Source organism: Enterococcus sp. AMC1251 (assembly GCF_058216535.1).
Map to the genome: position 1 here is coordinate 933,804 of NZ_CM177098.1, position 19,258 is coordinate 953,061.

Below are 19,258 nucleotides of genomic sequence, written 5' to 3' on the forward strand. Positions count from 1 at the left end.
AACCATCTCCTTAGTGTTTAATTAATTGTTACTGGACGTTCATTTGCAATGTTTACTTCTAGAGTTGGAATATCTAGACTGTTAGTAATGACCATAATGACTGTAGGATCGTATCCAGCTTCTTTAATTTTCGTACGATCAAACTGAACTAATTCTTGACCAAGCGTAATTTCTTGGCCTGCTTTAACTAACACATCAAAATATTGTCCTTTTAAATTAACGGTATCAAGACCTATATGAAGTAAGACTTCAACGTTATTTTTACTTGTTAAACCAATGGCATGCTTAGTTTCAAAAATAGCAGTTACAGTTCCTTGGATCGGAGAACGAACTGTATTATCAGTTGGAATAACAGCTAGCCCTTTGCCCATTGCTCCTGAAGCGAATACCTCGTCATTTACATCAGATAAATGAATAAGGTCTCCTTTTACAGGTAAAACACTAAAATCATCAGAATTACTGTTATTGAGGTCAACCACATTATCGTCAATAGTGCTATTCACATCACCAAAAAAATACGTCAAGATTGTTGCTAGTCCAATGGCAACGAGTAAACCTATGACCTCAAAGATAAATCCATCACCTAAATAAGTTGGAATAGCTAAAATTCCTGGAAAAGTAAATGTTGTAGCTTTTACTTCTCCAAAACCAGCAATAGCACCACCAATCGCACTTGAAGCTAAAGCAAAATACATTGGTTTTTTCAATTTTAAGTTAACGCCATAAATCGCAGGTTCTGTGATACTAAAAATGGCAGTTACAAAAGCTGAACCTGAAAGTGACTTCATTTTTTTATCTCTCGTTTTCAAAAATACGCCTAATGCAGCACCAGCTTGAGCAAAAACTGCAATACAAACAATTGGTAACCATGGATCTTGCCCGTATTCTGAAATATTAGTAATCATTAACGTAATCAAGGCCCAATGAACGCCGAAGATTACGATAACTTGATGAATACCACCTAAAATAAACCCAGCAATCATTGGCGAGAAATTATATAAAGAAGCTAAGATAGTGCCCAATACTTTACTGACCACATTTCCGATAGGTCCAACAACTAATAAAGTCAGTGCTACCATAATCATGATTGATAACAAAGGTGTAAAAATATTTCTAACAGATTCAGGGAATATCTTATCAAATAACGGTTCAATGTATGATAATACCCAGACTGTCAGTAAAATTGGAATAACTGAAGCAGAATATGTAGCTGCTTGAATGGGCAAACTAAAGAAATCAATACCGCCTGTTTCAGATAATAAAGAAACGAGATTAGGATAAACTAAAGCGCCAGCAATGGTAACAGCCACAAATTGATTCACTTTTAATTGCTTTGCAGCAGTAAAACCAATAAAGAGTGGTAAAAAATAGAAAATTGCGTCAGAGGCAGCATTCCAAACTTGATAAGTGCCATCTGTTTCTGAAAAAATGTTAAAAGTTGTTGTTAAAACCAATAAGCCTTTTAAAATTCCTGAGGCTGCTAAGGCGCCTAAAAATGGTGTAAATACACTTGAAACAAAAGCAAGTAGTCTGTTGATAAGGCTTTGCTTTTCTTCTACATTTTTGTTATTCCTTTCATCATTTCCTAAATTTGAGTTTAGTGATGTAATGGCGTCATAGACTTTTGTAACCGAATTGCCGATCACAACTTGATATTGACCAGCACTTTGAACAACTGTAACTACGCCATCCAAATGTTCAATTATTTTTGTGTTGGCTTTTGTTTCATCTTTTAAGTTGAAACGTAGTCTAGTCGCACAATGCCAAACGGCTAGAATATTTTGACTTCCTCCAACATTCTCCAGTATGTTTTCAGCCAACTTTACATAATCCATTTTGAAAACCCTTTTCTATATTTGCCTGTTTACAAGTCAAATTATACTTCCTATAATAATTACTTAGAATAACTTAAAGAGAAATAGAAAAAACGTTTCCATTTATTTGAGTTTTCATATGTTATTATTGAAATGACGTTTCAATGAAGGAAGGAGAGAATAAATGTCTATTATTGATTTAATCGAGGCCGCAACATTTTCGAGTGCTGAACAAGAAGCCGTTAAGTACATACTTAGACAAGGGTACAATATAAATAACTTGACTTTAAAAGAACTTTCCAAGCAAAGCTTTACCTCGCCAGCAACATTTGTTCGAGTGGCACAAAGAATAGGATTCAAGGGCTGGAACGAATTTAAAGAGAGCTTCTTAAGAGAAATAGCTTATTTTGATAGACAGGTTAATGACATTGATTTAAATATTCCTTTTGATAACAAAGATACGATCATTAGTATTGCCAATAAAGTTACGGAAATAAAGAAAGAATCGTTAGAAGATACCGTTGAATTACTATCGTATAAAACACTCAGCTCTGCAGTTGATGTTTTAGATAGTGCAGGTGAGATAAAAATATTTGCAAGTAATATCAATCTGCTGCTTGCAAGTGAATTCCAATTTAAAATGAAAAGAATCTTAAAAAATGTAACATTGAGTTCATTGGAAGGTGAACATATCTATGATGTGTTAAATATGAAAGAAGATTCTGTTGCCTTAGTGATTTCTTATAGTGGAAGTAGCAAAAAAATGGACGAAATTATGCAAACCCTTAAATCTAAGCATTTGTCAATTATTGCAATTACTAGTTTAACTGAGAATTTATTGACTCTAAATTCAGATATCGTTCTTCATATGACGACTAGAGAAAAATTGTATTCAAAAATAGGTCAATATTCAACGAATACTTCTATACTTCATATTCTTGATATTCTATATTCCGCTATATTTGCTAAGAATTTTGAATCAAATATGGCACATATTATAGAAACGTCTAAACTTGCTAATTACCGAAGAGCAACTGCCAAACCAATGGAGGAATAAAAGAAAATAGTTAAGCACGAGAAAACTAGGTATTTTTTGATTGCTCAGCTTTTATTTACAGAATTGAGAAGAACGTTTATCTTGCTTGAGGAACTAAGCGAAGAATAATTCTATTCAATTATTTATCTTGTTAGACAATTCGGTCGTTCTATCTTAAAATAGCAACAAGCTAAAAAAAGAGAGTGGTGTGAATAATGATCGAAAATCCATTTGAAGAACAAATCAATGCATTAAAAGAAGGCTCTATTTCTGAACTTATCATAGAACCAAAAGATTTTACAGCCTTTAGGGAAGTTTGGAAAAACTTGCCAGATAGGATGTCCATTGTTGGCGAAGCTGGATTAAATGGACGAATTATATATCGTTATATGAAAGAAGAATGATAATTGATCGTTTCAATTATTAAAAAATAGGTGAAAAGTGTTGTAACTACTCAAAAAAAATGGTAATCTTAAAAATTGAAAGGGTATTATCCAGATCATAGTTTCACTCGAAACTTATTAAGAAAGGAAAACCCTAACATAAAAAATTATTTTACTTACGAAGGAGACCGATTCATATGGAAAAGAAAGAATTTCACATCGTAGCAGAAACAGGGATTCACGCTCGTCCAGCTACATTATTAGTACAAACTGCAAGTAAATTTAACTCAGATATTAACTTAGAATACAAAGGTAAATCTGTTAACCTTAAATCAATCATGGGCGTTATGTCTTTAGGCGTTGGCCAAGGCTCAGACGTAACAATCTCAGTTGACGGTGTTGACGAAGCTGATGCATTAGCAGCAATCGTAGACACAATGCAAAAAGAAGGATTGTCAGAATAATGTCTGAAATGCTAAAAGGAATTGCCGCAAGTGATGGTGTCGCTATCGCTAAAGCTTACCTGTTAGTTCAACCTGATTTATCTTTCGACAAAAAGTCTGTAGAGGATACATCTGCTGAAGAAAGCCGTTTAGATGACGCTTTAGCAAAATCTACTACTGAGTTAAAAGCAATCAGAGAAAAAGCAGCGCAAAGCCTTGGTGAAGAAGAAGCGCAAGTATTTGATGCTCATTTAATGGTTTTATCTGATCCTGAAATGATCGGTCAAATCAAACAAAACATTCAAGATAACAAAGTAAATGCTGAATCTGCGTTAAAAGAAGTGACTGATATGTATATTGGTATGTTTGAGGCAATGGATGATAATGCTTACATGCAAGAGCGTGCTGCTGATATTCGTGACGTTGCTAAACGTATTTTAGCTCATTTATTAGGTGTTACTCTTCCAAATCCTTCAATGATCGATGAAGAAGTCGTTGTGGTTGCCCATGACTTAACACCAAGTGATACTGCTCAATTAGACCGTACGTATGTGAAAGCATTCGTAACAGATATTGGCGGACGTACATCACATTCAGCTATTATGGCTCGCTCACTTGAAATTCCTGCAATTGTAGGAACAAAGGAAATCACTGCTAAAGTGAAAGAAGGCGACATCTTAGCTGTTAACGGAATCGATGGCGATGTTATCATCCACCCAACTGATGCTGAAAAATCTGATTTTGAAGCAAAAGGAAAAGCATATGCTGACCTTAAAGTTGAATGGGAAAAACTAAAAAATGCTGAAACAGTGACTGCTGATGGTAAACACATAGAGTTAGCTGCAAATATTGGTACACCTAAAGATTTAGAAGGCGTACACAACAATGGTGCTGAAGCTGTTGGTTTATATCGTACAGAATTCCTTTACATGGATTCTCCAGATTTCCCAACTGAAGATGAACAATACACAGCTTACACAGCAGTTCTCGAAGGCATGAACGGCAAACCTGTCGTGGTTCGTACAATGGATATCGGTGGAGATAAAGAATTGCCTTATCTTCAATTACCGCATGAAATGAACCCGTTCTTAGGGTACCGTGCATTACGTATCAGCTTATCTGAACGTGGTGACGAAATGTTCCGTACACAAATGCGCGCATTATTACGTGCTTCTGTTCATGGTAACTTACGTATCATGTTCCCAATGGTTGCAACGTTAAAAGAATTCAGAGCAGCGAAGAAAATCTTTGAAGAAGAAAAAGCAAAATTAGTTTCTGAAGGAACAAAAGTTTCTGATACGATTCAAGTCGGAATCATGATCGAAATTCCTGCAGCAGCTGTAATTGCTGACAAATTTGCCAAAGAAGTTGATTTCTTCAGTATTGGAACAAATGATTTGATTCAATACACAATGGCAGCTGACCGTATGAACGAACGCGTTTCTTACTTATACCAACCGTATAACCCATCAATTTTACGTTTGATCAAAAACGTTATTGATGCTTCACATGCTGAAGGTAAATGGACGGGTATGTGTGGAGAAATGGGTGGCGATCAAATGGCGGTACCATTATTGGTAGGAATGGGCTTAGATGAGTTCTCAATGAGCGCGACATCTATTCTTCAAACACGTAGCTTGATGAAACGTCTAGACACTAAGAAAATGGCTGAACTTGCGGATCGTGCGTTGAATGACTGCGATACAATGGAAGAAGTTATTGACTTGGTTAAAGAGTATACGAAATAAATAGTAATTAGAAGCTTTCGCTGTTCAGAATTTATTCTGAATTGCGAAAGCTTTTTTGTCCAAAGAAATAATAGATAGGGTACGTTGAATATATTTAATTCTAATGGTGAAATAAATTAAATTTGTTTGCGATAAAAATAGAGGTCAAGTAGTTATTTTAAAAATGTCTTAGGTTTTAGTGTATAAGGTTAAGTCTTGGTAAAGTTAGAAAGTTGGAGAATAGTTATGCTATTTTTGTCAGGTTTTTTTGTTTATTTGGATCTCAAGAAAAAGTTGACAGCAAAAGATAGAATAATTTTCATAGTTTTAGTATTAGTATATTCTTTATCGATTGTAGTAAAATTGATTTTATAAAAGAGCATTAGCGCAGTAATGAGGTCATTTTGATTTCTTCAGTTTTATAGAATAGAAAAAAACTTATTAAAAAAAGCCAACTTCTGTTTAGATGTGTCTTTTTTTGTACAAATTAAATTGCAATGTGTGCTTTCATTTCAGTAATGTGGTCTACTAGAATACAAGTAACAACTTTAATCACTGCGATTATTGGTGTACTTCAGAATCCATGGTTGTTAGATTTACAAGGCAGTTCCATTTATTTTACGTATTTTTCACTCGTTGATTAGAAATTGTCATTTAGAATGCTTTTATAAGCTGTAAATCTCAAGAAGATGGTAGAATAATAATGTTAAATGAAAATCAATAAAATTTTCTTAAAATAACCCCTTTTTAAGGAATAACCTAAACTATTGTTGTATAGTAAGAAACTAGTAAATATTTGGGAGGCTTCTATGAAAAACAAACAAAAAAAACTCACTGTAGCGATGACAGTATTGTTGATCTCTACAGGTTTATACACTGGAAAAACAGCATTGGCGACACAAGGTAGCGCAGCAGAAAGTACTTCAGTAAGTTCTAGTAATACAGAAACCACTCAAAGTTCTGAGAAGACTCTACAAATCAACGCAGTTGCATTAGGTAACGCATTAACGCAAGAGCAAAAGGACTTTACGTTAAAAGAATTAGGAATTAAAGGTGAAACACCTCAATATACAACAACTGGCAAGGATTTGATGAGTTTTATCCCTGATGGCGGCTTCACACCAGAGTGGGCGGTGTATAGTTCTGTTCGGATGGAAACTCAAAAAAAAGGGGCTGGAATCTCTGTAGATATTGCTACACCTAAAAATATCACGAAAATCACAGAAGATCAGTATCAAAATGCGGCATTAACAGCTGGAATCTCAGATGCTAAATTGACCGTTGCATCTGCTGTGCCAATCGATGGTTCCGGTGCTTTAGCTGGTGTGTATAAAATCGTTGAGGAATCTGGTGGGATCATTAATCGAGATCGTGTAGGGGTCGCTCAAGATGAAATGGATGTACTTTCTAAAATTACAGAAGAAAATAAAGATAAAGATGGGTATTCCGATAAAGCTTTAAATGCGGCTCAAGAACAAGCGAAAAAAGAACTAGCAGCAAAAACTGCTGATGGTAAAAATTTAACCCAAGCTGACATTCAGCAAGCTGTTGAAAACGCGTTGCAAAATCAAGGGATCAAAGATGTTATGTCTTCGGATCAGGTCAATGAACTGACAACATTGATGAGCGATATGAAAGATAAAAATATTTTTGAAGATTTTGTTGGACAATTAGATTTATCTAAAACGAAAGAGCAGATTCAGGAAAAGTCTAAGGGACTTTGGGGAAATATTAAAGGATTCTTTAGTGGACTTTGGGATTCAATTACGGGTAAATAAAATAGAATTGACAAGTTTGGATGAGCAAAATTATTTATTAATTTTGGCTCATCTTTTTTTAGTTTAAATAATTGGACAATGAAATGTAACTTTTTATTGTTCTATAACAAGTAAGGATTCACAATATAAAAGTATACATTCCTCAATTAAATAACACCCAAATCCCCTTCTCTTATATATCAGAAAAAATAACAACCCTTTTTTTCTGATATTTTATCAAGAGCGGGGCGATGAAAGTTTCCATTTAGCGAAAAAAGTTAGCGAAAAAAGCAGAACAAGAATTTGAAGAACAACAAGTTGAATGACAAAAAGAGTATTGGTTGTTGGTCGATCAAGAAGACTCCGTAAACGCAGAACAAGCCTCTTTTTGGAAACAAAGGGAGGAAAAAGCAAGTGAGATTTAAATTTTACGTCAGTGAAGTTCAAGCACAAATTAATCAAGCGTCACAGATGACTAGTCAAGCGAACCAAGCGATTGTTTCACTACAGAGTAGCATCTAAGCCTGTTTATCAGGTAAGGCGTACGATTCAGTTAAAAGCTATTTTATGGTGGTTTATACACCGTTGTACCTTGACAGGAGAAGCGCTAGAAAGTGCCGACAAGAGATTGCTCAGTGACTATCAAGGCATGGTTTGTGGAATTGACACCCTCGAAGACCAAGTGTTAGCCGAAATTGAACAATTTGAACAAGTGAAACAAATTGTCGAACAAGAAATGAGCTTAGCCAAAACAGCATGCCCAGATTTAGAATGGTGCTACATCAATGCGTGTGAATGTATTGAAAAGTACTGAGAATATTAGCTTTTGAAATTAAGTATTTTTGAGATGAGGTTAAGGTTGTGTTTGAAGGTGATGACGGATTTGGATTTCCCTATTGCTCAAAAGTTATACATAAAAATATGTGTACACTAGAATCTAAAATGAAAGTAAAAGACATGAACAAAGGACAATTAGGATATTTTCCTCAAGATACTACTTTAGAAGAAGTGGAAAAAATTATAAATTTGAGCTATCTTTACCTATGATATTTTGTATGATTATCTGTAAAGAGTTGTTGATAGAGAAAGTATACAAAGATCACTTACACTTTTTCTGGGAAGAAAATAAATATTGAAATTATAGAAAAAGAACTAGAAAAGACATGATTTTTCTTTGAAAAATATGATTATGAAGAAAATAAAAATTTTTACTAAATTTCTCGACTATAACAATGGAAATAAATTGTAAAGACTTTTATATTAAAGAGCTACTAATGAAAGAAGTGTCTTTTTTGTGGGAAGGTAAGTAAATTATAAAATTGAAGAATGTAATCTAGTATTAGAGATTGAATCTGATTACCAAATTTTGGCTGTAAGTTAACATTACAATTGATTTAAACGAAGATTATGAATATGCACGTTGATAAAAAAATTAGATAATATTTTGTGACTGCTATATCTCTTGGGTAAGAAGCTATTTTTCGGTATTTATATTGCTTTTCAAAACAGAAGGAAATTTTAATGAAAAACTGTACAATCAAACAAAAATATGGTTTTTCTATTTTTACAAATATTTTTTATGTTTTAGGAAATAAATATATTATCATCAGCTTAATAATTTGTTATAATGTAGATAAAATTGTTATCGGAGGGATTGAAATGGCAAAAAAAGTATTTATTAGTCATAGTTCATTAGATCGAAAGTATGTAGATCAGTTTGTCGAACTATTGAAAAGATTTGGTTTTCGTGATAAAGATATTTTCTATAGCTCCAATATTTCTAATGGTGTAGAACCAGGAGAGTTAATTTTTGATACCTTAAAATCAGAATTGGAAGATAAGCCGATTGTTATATATTTTTTATCAAAAAATTATTATAACAGTATTGTTTGCTTAAATGAAATGGGTGCTTCATGGATGATGACTGATAAGCACTATCCAATTGCCTTACCGGGTTTTTCGCCTGATAATATTGAAGGAGCTATAACAAAAGAGAGACTGACAATTTTGTTAAATGAAAAGACTAGTGTAAAGGAAATTCATTCTTTATTGAAATGTCTTTCTAAGGATACAGGAATAACGGCGGACGATGATGTAGTAATTGATATCAAAGGAAATATTGAACCTTTTCAGGAGAGAGTCAAAAAATTAATAGAGCAAGAGCATTATTTATTTCCTGATGAAGAAGGATTTTTTGAAGCTATTTTAGATGAGGAAAGAGAGTTACCAGATACTTGGAAGGATAAATCGTATTGCTTTAAGCTTTCTAGCTTAATTGAACCGAACGCATTGGGAATTGATAAATTGCCTAATAAAGATAGTCATTGGTTATTTTTTTATAGAGAAAAGGGAGAGTTTGAGAAAGGCGACAAAGTTAGGTTTCAATTGAAAGAACAATTTCCATTTGAAGAAAAATTTTTTAAAGATATTGGTAAATGCAAAAATATTTATGTTTCTTATCTTGAAAAAATCTAGTGGAATGTATAAAAATGGAGGATTAATAAATGATGCAGTGGAGTCGCTTAGTTGGAACGTTCAGAATTTCTTTAAAGAGTGATAAAGTTTGGCCAAATGACAAATTAGTACACAAAAATTATCTTTTAGCATTAGGTGCTGCATTTAATAGTGATTATCGCCGTGTTGTCAAGAGTGATTCTTTTAGGCGATTACAGGATAAAACTCAAGTTTTTCCTTTAGAAAGAAATGATTTTGTTCGTACTCGTTTAACCCACAGTCTAGAAGTTGCGATGCATACGAGAGATTTGTTGACAGGTGTAATTAGTAAACTTAATAAAAAAGGAATTAATGTTGATAAATTAAATGAAAGTTTTCGTTTATTGGAAACAGCAGCTTTGATTCATGATATTGGAAATCCACCATTTGGACATTTTGGTGAAGAAGCTATTCGAATTTGGTTTAGCAAAAAAGGAAGATCACTTCCTTGTTGGTTTTCATTTACTGAGCAACAAAAAGAAGATTTTTTGAGGTTTGAAGGGAATGCTCAAACGATTCGGTTACTAACGAAACTTCATAGTGATAATGGTTCTTCAGAAACAGGGATGAACCTCACTGCGTCAACGTTAGATGCAGTGATCAAGTATATAGCTCCTGCAGACAAGGTAGATAATAACGATTTACTAACTAAAAAAGTTGGTTACTTTTATTCTGAAGAAAAGGTGTTTAAAAATATTAAATTTGTGACTGGATCTGCTGGGAAACGACACCCACTGGTGTTTTTACTTGAAGCAGCAGATGATATTGCGTATACATTTTCTGATATTGAAGATGCGTATAACTATGATTTATATAGTTATAGAAAATTAAAAACATTCATTGATGAGAAAACAGGAACCGACAAATTTTTAATCAATAATGTTTCAGAAGCAGCGGCAATCCAAGAATTTTTAAGGGTTACTCAAAAAAAAGTATATCAAAGTGCTAGCAAGACCTTTGTAGATCATTACGATGAAATTATGTCCGGAACGTTTCGTGGAGAAATCATTAATGAAACATGCGATGAAGTAAGATGCTTTCATGCATTAAAAGATTTTTCTTGTGAGTATATTTTTCAAACAAAAACTATACTAGATCAAGAAGTGCTTGGATTTAACATCATTAATCGTTTATTAGATGAATTTATTCCTGTTGTTTTAAAATATGGTAAAGGACAGATGAACAAATATGAGGAACGCCTGTTTAATAACCTACCTGTAAGTGCTAAAGAATTATTTAAGCGAGAAACAGTAGGCTGTTCAGAATCTAATAAAGATTATTATCGTTTGAAGATGGCAGTTGATTTTGTATGTAATATGACAGATGGATATGCCAAAAAATTACATGATACATTATTTAATTAGAAATAAATGAAATATTTACGTACAATAAATGAATGCTTCAAAAATAAAATAAAAATGTTGTAACTTCACAATGAAGAAGACGTTCACTTCAAAGCTCAATGCAATATATAATTTAAAATAAAATCAAAATTATACAAGATAAAAAAAATATATATTGCTTTTAAGTACGATATACAATACAATAACATGTGTTATAAAACTATTTGGAGGAATGAAAAATGAAAAAATTAAGTTTTGGTATTGCATTATTTAGCTTATTCTTATTAGGAGCAGCTACGTCACAAAATGCATACGCTCAAGAAAATGAAGGGTCAGCTAATGTTGTTGAAAAACGATTAGAAGCAGTTGAAACTAAAGAGGTTGTTGCCCATGTTCCTGGACGCGATAAATGGACATTCAAACACATTAATATTGGCTTGAATAAAGATCACGGCCTTTTTATATCACCATTACTACCGGATGAGCAATTTAAAAAAATGAGAAATTATTTAACTAATCAAACACGTAAGTTTACTATTAATGATTTTGAAGTATTAAACAGTGAAGGACAAAAGAAAAAAATCAATTTATCTGTTAAGATCGTAAACGGTATTGATCCACAAGAATTTACACTAAAGATAAAAAGTGGATCAAAATGGACGCGTGCTGAGTTGTACAAGCAATTAGAAGCGACTCTTGGCTATTCGCTTTATAGTTATTCAATAAATATGGTAGAAAAAATGGATTATACCGAAAAAAATCAATTGAAAAATTTTACTTTTGAAGAGCTTACTGTTAAAACAAAAGACAATAAATTTAAAGTGATAGATTTGAAAGTAACTGTTGAAGAAGAAAAATAAAGTAGTGTTTATTACTATTGAAGTTAATAATGTATACCAATAAAACGTGATAAAAAGAATTAAATGTTAATAAAAGTTAAAAAACTTTCTTATGCTATTTATTTCAATTTAAAGTGGCTCTTTGTCAACGAATGTTGGTAAAGAAAATCCAAGAATTAAATCAAGTGGTATGATTCCTAGAGGAACTTTCCTCTAGTTTTTTTTATTTACTTGAAAAGAATGGTACCAAAACATAAAGAAATTCTCAACTTGAAATTGTAAAAATTACGAACCCCATAAGCATTTCTCTTCAACACGTTAATATGGCTATTTAGACATTCCAGTGGTCCATTAGAATAAGGCAATTCTAGCGCATGTCTAATTTCATTTTGGACCTTCTTGAAAGTACCAATAGTCGTTTGATAATAAGTAGAAAGACAGCGGAAAACTTCGTTTAATAGGGCGTAAAACCGTGCAAAATCTCTTGTCTGTATGGCATAAAAAAGTCCTGATAACAGGTGTAGCCAATTTTCAACTCGTTATCATACGCAAGTAAACGATCAACGATTTCTGTTTCAGTTAAATAGGTGCGGAAGGAAGAACGCCAAAGCCGTTTTTCAAAATCAAGCTTCGATTGATTTTTTTGAAGAAGTTTCCAGTATTTCTTCAAGTGTCGATACTTTTTCGCTCCGGTATTCCCCTGATGAAGAAACGTGTTCATTCTCTAACATCATTCAGTAAAATCAGACACGTTGTAAAGCTACAAAGAATAATCGCTCCGTTTTCTTTGGCACCATAATGAGGACAGGAGTGAGCGAAATAATCCAATGTACCAGAAAATACGTGGCAGATTCGTCCTTTGATGCGTTCTTTGTTTAAAGAATTTTCATTAAAAGTAATGTTTAAGTCTAGAATATCTAAGATTTCTTTGATAAGATTTGTATAGAACATCTTGATTTCCTCCTTTTGAATGGTATTAGACGACTTAATTCTAAAGGATATCAGGGTGTCTTTTCTATTATTTTGCATTAAAAAAGATGCCGGTGATTTCTCACCAACATCAGAAAGTATAGAGCCGTTAAAAACTATTGATTAGTTTTGGCTCATTTTTTTTAAGTGTGAATAATTAAGAAATGAAACAGACTTTTTATTGTATAATCAATCTATAAAGCTGTATGAAAGAAGGTTATCAAGGATGATACGGAATGCAACATTAATGGATCTAGATTTATTAGCGATACATGATACTCACATACCTCAAGAAAGACTTCGCTTAGCTATTGAGGAAAAGAGAATTATGATTATTGAAGAAAACGAATTGATCGGTTGGCTTAGGTTCAGTTTCTTTTGGGAGTCGATTCCATTTGTGGATATGTTGTTTATCTTGGAACCTTTTAGACGTAAACAATATGGGACAGATTTAATGCATTTTTTTGAACGTGAAATGATCGTTCAAGGGTTTAAAGAACTTATGCTGTCAACTTCCAGTGAAGAGTATTCGCAGCATTTATATCTTCAATTGGGGTTTAAAACAGTGGGGGGATTTTTCCCGATAAATGAGCCTTATGAAATAATGATGGTAAAAAAACTTGATCAGGATAATAGAGAGAAGAGAAACGATGGACTTTGAAGAAGTAAAAATCAAATTGTGGCAAGAAAATAAGATCGAGCAAGAACAGCGCTTGGAAGGACATAATGTTAACGATCAGCATCTGCCTTTTGAAGAAATAGCGATACCTAAAATGCCAGAAGCTAATTTTTTTGCAGACGGCAATATCTTTATCAATAAACATCATCGTTACTCTGAAATGCCCGCTCATACTCATGAATTTGTTGAATTCAATTATATGCTTTCAGGTCATTGCGTGCAGTATGTGAATGAGCAGCGAATCGACCTACAAGCAGGTGAAATTTTGTTGATGGATAAAGATATCGTACAGCGAATTGAACCTTTGGGTAAGGATGATATCTTGATCAACATCTTATTAAAAGGTGATTCGATTACGACAGGTATTATCGTCAATATGGTGAAATCAAATGGCTTAGTTAACGAATTTTTATTAAGTGCTTCTAATGATTATAGCGATCATAATGCCTTTATTTATTTTCGGTCTGGTCAGAAAAAAGAGGTTCAAGAAATCGTGCATAAAATGATTCTGGAGTATTATCAAAAAGAAAACTACTATATGCGTTCAATTAATTTATTATTGTCTTTACTTATGATCGAACTGACTCGAGTAATTGAAACCGATAGCTTAGAAAATTCTCAAGAGCAAGATGAAGAAATTGTAACGATTCTTCGTTATATTGAAGGTCATTTTACAGAGTTAACGTTATCAGATCTAGCCAAATATTTTGGTTATAATTCTAACTACATGAGCAATAAACTGAAAAAAGAAACAGGTTATTCTTTTCAAAAATTAGTCAATAATATGCGTTACCAAACAGCGTTAGATTTACTGAGGGAAACGGATAAGAGTTTAGAAGATATTTCTCATGATGTAGGGTTTGAAGCAGTTCCTTCACTGTACAAATTATTTAGTAAATATACAGATCAGACGCCAAAAACAGTAAAAAGCCTATTAAATAAGGACCAGAATTGAAAATTCAACTTGTTGAAAAGTAGCTTCTAACAATTGTTGGAGGCTACTTTTTTATCTTTATACCTGTGATTTGGCAAAGAAATGTGTGTGGTTTCGCTATAGTGAAAAAAGAATAATACGCTTACAATTATAGTTGTTAGCGAAACGAATGATTAGTTGAATCATTCAAAGTCTAGCTAAAAGAGTAAGGGAGCGTGACATTTATGAGTAAACAAAGTGGATCAAATTCGGCTTTGGTGAAAGAATACTCACCATTGGCAACAGCAGCTGGAATCGGTTCGATGTTAGGTTCAGGATGTATTGTCGGATTATCAGCAACCATTCCTGTTTGGCAACAAGGATTAAACTTAACAACAGGACAAGTCGGGATTATTTCAGGTGGATTAACGTTTGCTATTGCATTCGGTTCATTATTCGCTGGACAAATTACTAAGGGTTTTGGGTTGATTCGATCTTTTAACTGGCTAAATCTTTTTTATGCGATTGGAGCCGCAATTTGTATCTTGTCAAATAGTTTTACGATGTTATTAGCAGGTGTGATCGTGATGGGTTTTTCTTCGGGTGCAGATTTGCCAATTAGTTTAACTGTCGTATCTCACGATGCGCCTGATGAAACGACCTCTGCAAGTTTAGTTTCATCTACACAAATTTTCTGGCAAATCGGGGTTTTCATTTCTTATATTTGTTCTTTTCTGTTGTCAGGAATTCAGGGTGTGCTCGGTGCTAGGATCGTGTTTGGAATTCTTTTTGGTTTTGCAATTATTACGTGGTTATGGCGAAGTTTTTCGAGTAAATTCAAACGGTTTCATGATGAAGGGGCAGCCCGTCAAGCACTACAAAAATCTGTTGCTTCCGATTCACAAGAGGTATCATTTAAAACTGTGTTATTTGGAAAAAATAAAAATAAATATTTAGGTTTCTTTTTCGCTATTTTGATTTTCTATGTGTGCTGGAATTTGTTAGCGAATACTTGGGGCCAATTTCAGACATATGCATTAACGAACGCAGGGGCTAGTCAAATGCAAGCGACTGGTTTAGGGATTATTTTGAATGTCGTTTCTCTTGTGACAACGATTATTTTTGCATCGATCGCAGGTGGAAAATATCGAAATAAAGCGTTTTTTATTGGCGCATTCGTTCAATTTACAGCAATGCTTGGCATGGCTATGATTGGCGGCGGAGCAGGTTTTATTGCCTTGGCTATTACGATTGCATTTTACAATTTTGGGAATCCGTTAGCAGGTGAAGCGATTTATAAAGTTTGGACACAAGAATCTTTTCCAGCTGAAACGCGAGCTTCATTACAAGGATTTATCAATGGGTTTTCTAGAATGTGCTGTGGACTGTTTGCTTTTGTAACCCCATTTTTAGTGGCACCGGCCAGAATTCAAACGTCAATGTATGGTTTTGCTGGGATTGTGTTACTGGCTACCATTGCAGGAATTGTGATGATGCGACTACAAAAGAAATATAAAGTCGCACAAGATACTCAAAAATAATCGAAAGAGTCTCCTGGCTATTAGGCTGGGAGGACTCTTTTAAAATGGAGGAATGAAAAAATGGCTTTTACTTTTCAAATCAATGATGATGTTGTATGGAATCGTAATGAACGATTACTTGAGAAAGCGGAAAAAAATAAACCTGAACTGATTCAAACAGAAATCAATCCAACTGCAATCGTTGAAATTATTGTGGATGATCATTTTATCAACGGATTTAAAGCGGTTTCTAGCGATAAAGAAATCGCTAAACTGTCAGATTATGGATTGAAGCGTGATGAAAAATTGGTACTGGATTTAGGTGATCATTATGTCGGTAAATTTTCGATTGATATTGCTTCTGTGGGTTCACCGATGGATGCACCTTTATATTTACAGTTGAAATTTGCTGAAGTGCCAGCAGAAATGATGGCTGATTCGAAAGAATATGATGGTTGGTTATCTAAGTCATGGATTCAAGAGGAATTTGTGCATATTGATGTATTACCGACGACGTTAGAACTGCCTCGTCGTTATAGTTGCCGCTATATTGAACTTGAAGTAATCGATACTTCACCTAAATGGCAGGCTAGTTTTAGCAACCCAAAATTTATTGCAGAAAGTTCAGTTCAGTTGGATGATGTTGAAAAAATTGAATTAGCAGATGAACAGCTACAAGCAATCCATGACGTATCTGTCAAAACATTACAAGATTGTATGCAAACGGTTTTTGAAGATGGACCAAAAAGAGATCGTCGTCTTTGGATCGGTGATTTACGATTACAAGCCTTAGCAAATTATGCAACCTTTGACGAGTTAGTGTTAGTGAAACGTTGTTTATATTTGTTTGGCGGAATGACCACAGAAGAAGGGAAGATTCCTGCAAATGTTTTTACTACACCTAGTTTGATTCCAGATGATACGTTTTTGTTTGATTATAGTTTATTTTTTTCAGTAATTTTATTCGATTATATGAAACATACTGATGATAAAGAAGTGTTGGAAGACCTTTATCCAGTGGCTAAAAAGCAAATCGACTTGGCTTTGAAACAGGTGGATGAAGCTGGCCGATTGCACTTAGATGAAGCATGGCCCGTGTTTATTGACTGGTCAAATGAATTTGATAAAGCGACGGCAGGACAAGCTGTGTTGATTTATACGTTGAAACGTTTTATAGAATTAGCAAGTCAAGCAAGTGATCAAGACTTAAAATTTTATCAGACTACTTTGGATAAGATGGAAACTTTTGCTAAAGAACAGTTATTTGATTCCGAAAAAAAACAATTTGTCATTGAAGGAACAGGTGAAATCAATGTAGCTAGTCAAGTTTGGATGGTTTTAGCTGAGGTGATGGATGAACAAACAAACAAGGAGATCATGGAAGAAACCATCCGCACGCAATTTCCAATTACAGGGATTGCTACGCCTTATATGTACCATCATATCGTTGAAGCTTTGTTTGTCGCCGAACTTACAAACGATGGCGAAGAACTGATGAAAAACTATTGGGGCAAAATGATTGAAATGGGTGCTGATACGTTTTGGGAGGCATTCAAATTAGAAGACCCAGATTTTTCACCATATGGCAGTCCAATCATCAATAGCTATTGTCATGCCTGGAGCTGTACGCCAGCATACTTGATCAAAGACTATCTCTTTAACTAGTTGATAAGGGAGTGGTAAAAATGGATGGGTTAAATAGACAAACCAAACCGATTTCTAAATGGCGGCAACGAATCGGCTATGGTGTTTCTGATTTAGCTTGCAATTTGATTTGGCAGATGATTTCGTTGTATTTATTGTTTTTTTACACGGATATCATGCAGTTAAGTGCAGCAGCAGTTAGTTTGATGTTTGTATTGACGAGATTTGCGGATGGTATCACGGATTTGCTCGTTGGTTATTTGATCGATCATACCAATACACGTTGGGGTAAGTCACGACCATATTTTCTTTATGGCGCAATTCCTTTTGCACTGTTTGCTTTCCTGTGTTTTAATGTTCCAAATATTTCGGAGACAGGTAAACTTGTCTATGCTTATATTACCTACTTTGGACTTTCATGTGCATATACCCTGGTCAATGTGCCGATGGCTTCGATTTTACCTAGCTTAACTAATGATGCAAATGAGCGGACAGCGTTATCGACTTCGCGCAAATTCTTTGGTTTTCTAGGGGCAACGATCGTCAGTTCAACAGCACTCACGCTTGTAAATAGTTTAGGACATGGAAATCAAATTGTTGGCTTTAAATTTGTCATGGCGATTTTCGGGATCATTGGTTGTGGTTTGTTCTTTTTTACTTTTTTCAATGTGCGAGAAATTCCTGTAGTTTCAACGGAAAAGGTCTCTTTAAAAAATGTGCTTTCCTCATTGAGAAAAAACAAACCGTGGTTGATTTTTGCATTGAATATTTTGTTTATGTGGACAGGCTTTTTTATTCAAACCAGTGCGTTGGTGTATTATTTTGCGGTGGTTGTGAACAGCCAACGTTTATCAATTACGGTTGCGACGATCCTGTCAGTGGTACCGATGTTTGCTAATTTTTTAGTACCGATGATTGCAAAGCGGTTGGGCAAACGAAATCTGTATATCGCCGCTTCTCTTGTGCAATTGTTTGGCTTGCTGGTTATGATGATTGCTGGTGTTGCTCATGTTTTGATTTTAGTGGGAGCGTTTATTTCAGCGATTGGGTATGGGATGAAAGAGAGTATCTACTTTTCGATGCAGGCCGATCCAGTGGATTATGGAGAATGGAAAACAGGGTTGAATGTTTCTGGATCTTTATCGGCAATCAATGGCTTTTTAGGAAAAGTTGCTCAAGCCTTAGCTGGTGGGATTGCGGGTGCACTTTTAGCTTGGGGAAATTATCGACCTGGTGTAGCTGCTCAAAGCAGTCAAGCGATTGTGGCGATCAAGGCGATGTATCTGTATATTCCGATGGGGTTGATTGTTTGTTCTGTTGCGACGATGCTATTTTATCAGTTGGATAAGATTTATCCGGAGATTAAAAGAGAGTTGGAAGAACGAGTGAAAGAGGCGTAATAAGGAATAGTTTAATTATGAGGTTGCGACATACAAATCATTGCTCTTAAAAACTAGTTTAGTCTGATGTTTCTGATATTCACTGATAAATGTACGCAATAAATACAAAGGATTCATAAACTTGAGACTAAGAATTTTTGCTTTTTCATTTGCGGTCTCACTCGTGCTGATTAATAATAATTATAGTAAAAGCTATTGTGCTAGGGAAAGTAATTATCCTAATATCAATAGTTTTTTCGGTGATATCTAAATTATAGTGATAAGAAGTTTATCTTCCGTTTTTTGGAAGTTTTGTCAT

The 19,258-nt window shown here is 34.2% G+C and carries 18 protein-coding genes and 1 pseudogene; 15 read left to right on the top strand and 4 right to left on the bottom strand.

Translation table 11 applies throughout. From position 1 onward, the window contains the following. Positions 1-17: 17 nt before the first annotated feature. The gene (locus tag AC4BBR_RS04385; RefSeq protein ID WP_490461344.1) at positions 18-1,835 is read right to left on the bottom strand and encodes a beta-glucoside-specific PTS transporter subunit IIABC; all 1,818 of its coding nucleotides are present in this window, start codon (positions 1,833-1,835) and stop codon (positions 18-20) included. Between the two features lie 163 nt (positions 1,836-1,998). Here AC4BBR_RS04385 and AC4BBR_RS04390 point away from each other — a divergent pair, with 163 nt between their 5' ends. From AC4BBR_RS04390 to AC4BBR_RS04435, 10 genes and pseudogenes are all read left to right on the top strand, one after another. Further along, positions 1,999-2,871 carry a MurR/RpiR family transcriptional regulator gene (locus AC4BBR_RS04390; protein WP_490461345.1) on the top strand — a complete coding sequence of 291 codons (873 nt, stop codon included), beginning with the start codon at positions 1,999-2,001 and terminating at the stop codon, positions 2,869-2,871. Between the two features lie 194 nt (positions 2,872-3,065). Beyond that, positions 3,066-3,254: a protein YkzS gene (gene ykzS, locus AC4BBR_RS04395; protein WP_490461346.1), complete on the top strand. Its 189-nt coding sequence runs from the start codon at positions 3,066-3,068 to the stop codon at positions 3,252-3,254. A gap of 176 nt (positions 3,255-3,430) precedes the next feature. Next, on the top strand, positions 3,431-3,697 hold the full coding sequence (locus tag AC4BBR_RS04400) for a phosphocarrier protein HPr (protein WP_010760596.1): 267 nt from the start codon (positions 3,431-3,433) through the stop codon (positions 3,695-3,697). Next, positions 3,697-5,424: a phosphoenolpyruvate--protein phosphotransferase gene (gene ptsP / locus AC4BBR_RS04405; RefSeq protein ID WP_490461347.1), complete on the top strand. Its 1,728-nt coding sequence runs from the start codon at positions 3,697-3,699 to the stop codon at positions 5,422-5,424. Before AC4BBR_RS04400 ends, ptsP begins: the two co-directional genes overlap by 1 nt. 788 nt (positions 5,425-6,212) lie before the next feature. Further along, a complete protein-coding gene (locus tag AC4BBR_RS04410) occupies positions 6,213-7,181 on the top strand; it encodes a DUF1002 domain-containing protein (RefSeq protein WP_490461348.1) in 969 nt (322 codons plus the stop codon). Positions 7,182-7,656: 475 nt separating this feature from the next. Continuing rightward, a complete protein-coding gene (locus tag AC4BBR_RS04415) occupies positions 7,657-7,974 on the top strand; it encodes a hypothetical protein (RefSeq protein WP_490461349.1) in 318 nt (105 codons plus the stop codon). 44 nt (positions 7,975-8,018) lie between these two features. Further along, positions 8,019-8,207 (top strand): annotated as a pseudogene (locus AC4BBR_RS04420) (hypothetical protein); the annotation flags it as partial. Positions 8,208-8,681: 474 nt separating this feature from the next. Further along, positions 8,682-9,635, top strand: coding sequence for a toll/interleukin-1 receptor domain-containing protein (locus tag AC4BBR_RS04425; protein ID WP_490461350.1), 954 nt, complete (start codon positions 8,682-8,684; stop codon positions 9,633-9,635). A gap of 29 nt (positions 9,636-9,664) precedes the next feature. After that, on the top strand, positions 9,665-11,017 hold the full coding sequence (gene dgt / locus AC4BBR_RS04430; RefSeq protein ID WP_490461351.1) for a dGTP triphosphohydrolase: 1,353 nt from the start codon (positions 9,665-9,667) through the stop codon (positions 11,015-11,017). Positions 11,018-11,235: 218 nt separating this feature from the next. Then, complete coding sequence (locus AC4BBR_RS04435) at positions 11,236-11,856, top strand: hypothetical protein (protein WP_490461352.1); 621 nt, start codon at positions 11,236-11,238, stop codon at positions 11,854-11,856. A 206-nt stretch (positions 11,857-12,062) separates the two neighbouring features. Here AC4BBR_RS04435 and AC4BBR_RS04440 read toward each other — a convergent pair whose 3' ends face one another. Genes AC4BBR_RS04440 through AC4BBR_RS04450 form a run of 3 tightly spaced genes read right to left on the bottom strand, consistent with a single transcriptional unit; the run spans position 12,063 to position 12,786 of the window. After that, positions 12,063-12,353 carry a transposase gene (locus AC4BBR_RS04440; protein ID WP_490462071.1) on the bottom strand — a complete coding sequence of 97 codons (291 nt, stop codon included), beginning with the start codon at positions 12,351-12,353 and terminating at the stop codon, positions 12,063-12,065. Continuing rightward, positions 12,290-12,556: a hypothetical protein gene (locus tag AC4BBR_RS04445; RefSeq protein WP_490461353.1), complete on the bottom strand. Its 267-nt coding sequence runs from the start codon at positions 12,554-12,556 to the stop codon at positions 12,290-12,292. Before AC4BBR_RS04445 ends, AC4BBR_RS04440 begins: the two co-directional genes overlap by 64 nt. Beyond that, complete coding sequence (locus tag AC4BBR_RS04450; RefSeq protein WP_490461354.1) at positions 12,553-12,786, bottom strand: hypothetical protein; 234 nt, start codon at positions 12,784-12,786, stop codon at positions 12,553-12,555. The genes AC4BBR_RS04445 and AC4BBR_RS04450 overlap by 4 nt, the downstream gene beginning before the upstream one ends. 244 nt (positions 12,787-13,030) lie before the next feature. On the opposite strand from AC4BBR_RS04450, the gene AC4BBR_RS04455 reads away from it, so the two are divergent. The 5 genes from AC4BBR_RS04455 to AC4BBR_RS04475 all read left to right on the top strand — a co-directional run bounded on the left by AC4BBR_RS04455 (position 13,031) and on the right by AC4BBR_RS04475 (position 18,960). Then, a complete protein-coding gene (locus AC4BBR_RS04455) occupies positions 13,031-13,465 on the top strand; it encodes a GNAT family N-acetyltransferase (protein WP_490461355.1) in 435 nt (144 codons plus the stop codon). Then, positions 13,455-14,438, top strand: a complete 984-nt coding sequence (locus tag AC4BBR_RS04460) for an AraC family transcriptional regulator (protein WP_490461356.1) — start codon at positions 13,455-13,457, stop codon at positions 14,436-14,438. The genes AC4BBR_RS04455 and AC4BBR_RS04460 overlap by 11 nt, the downstream gene beginning before the upstream one ends. Positions 14,439-14,641: 203 nt before the next feature. Beyond that, on the top strand, positions 14,642-15,937 hold the full coding sequence (locus AC4BBR_RS04465) for an MFS transporter (RefSeq protein ID WP_490461357.1): 1,296 nt from the start codon (positions 14,642-14,644) through the stop codon (positions 15,935-15,937). A 60-nt stretch (positions 15,938-15,997) separates the two neighbouring features. Continuing rightward, positions 15,998-17,581, top strand: a complete 1,584-nt coding sequence (locus AC4BBR_RS04470; protein ID WP_490461358.1) for an alpha-L-rhamnosidase-related protein — start codon at positions 15,998-16,000, stop codon at positions 17,579-17,581. A 20-nt stretch (positions 17,582-17,601) separates the two neighbouring features. Continuing rightward, complete coding sequence (locus tag AC4BBR_RS04475; protein ID WP_490461359.1) at positions 17,602-18,960, top strand: MFS transporter; 1,359 nt, start codon at positions 17,602-17,604, stop codon at positions 18,958-18,960. Positions 18,961-19,258 lie beyond the last annotated feature (298 nt).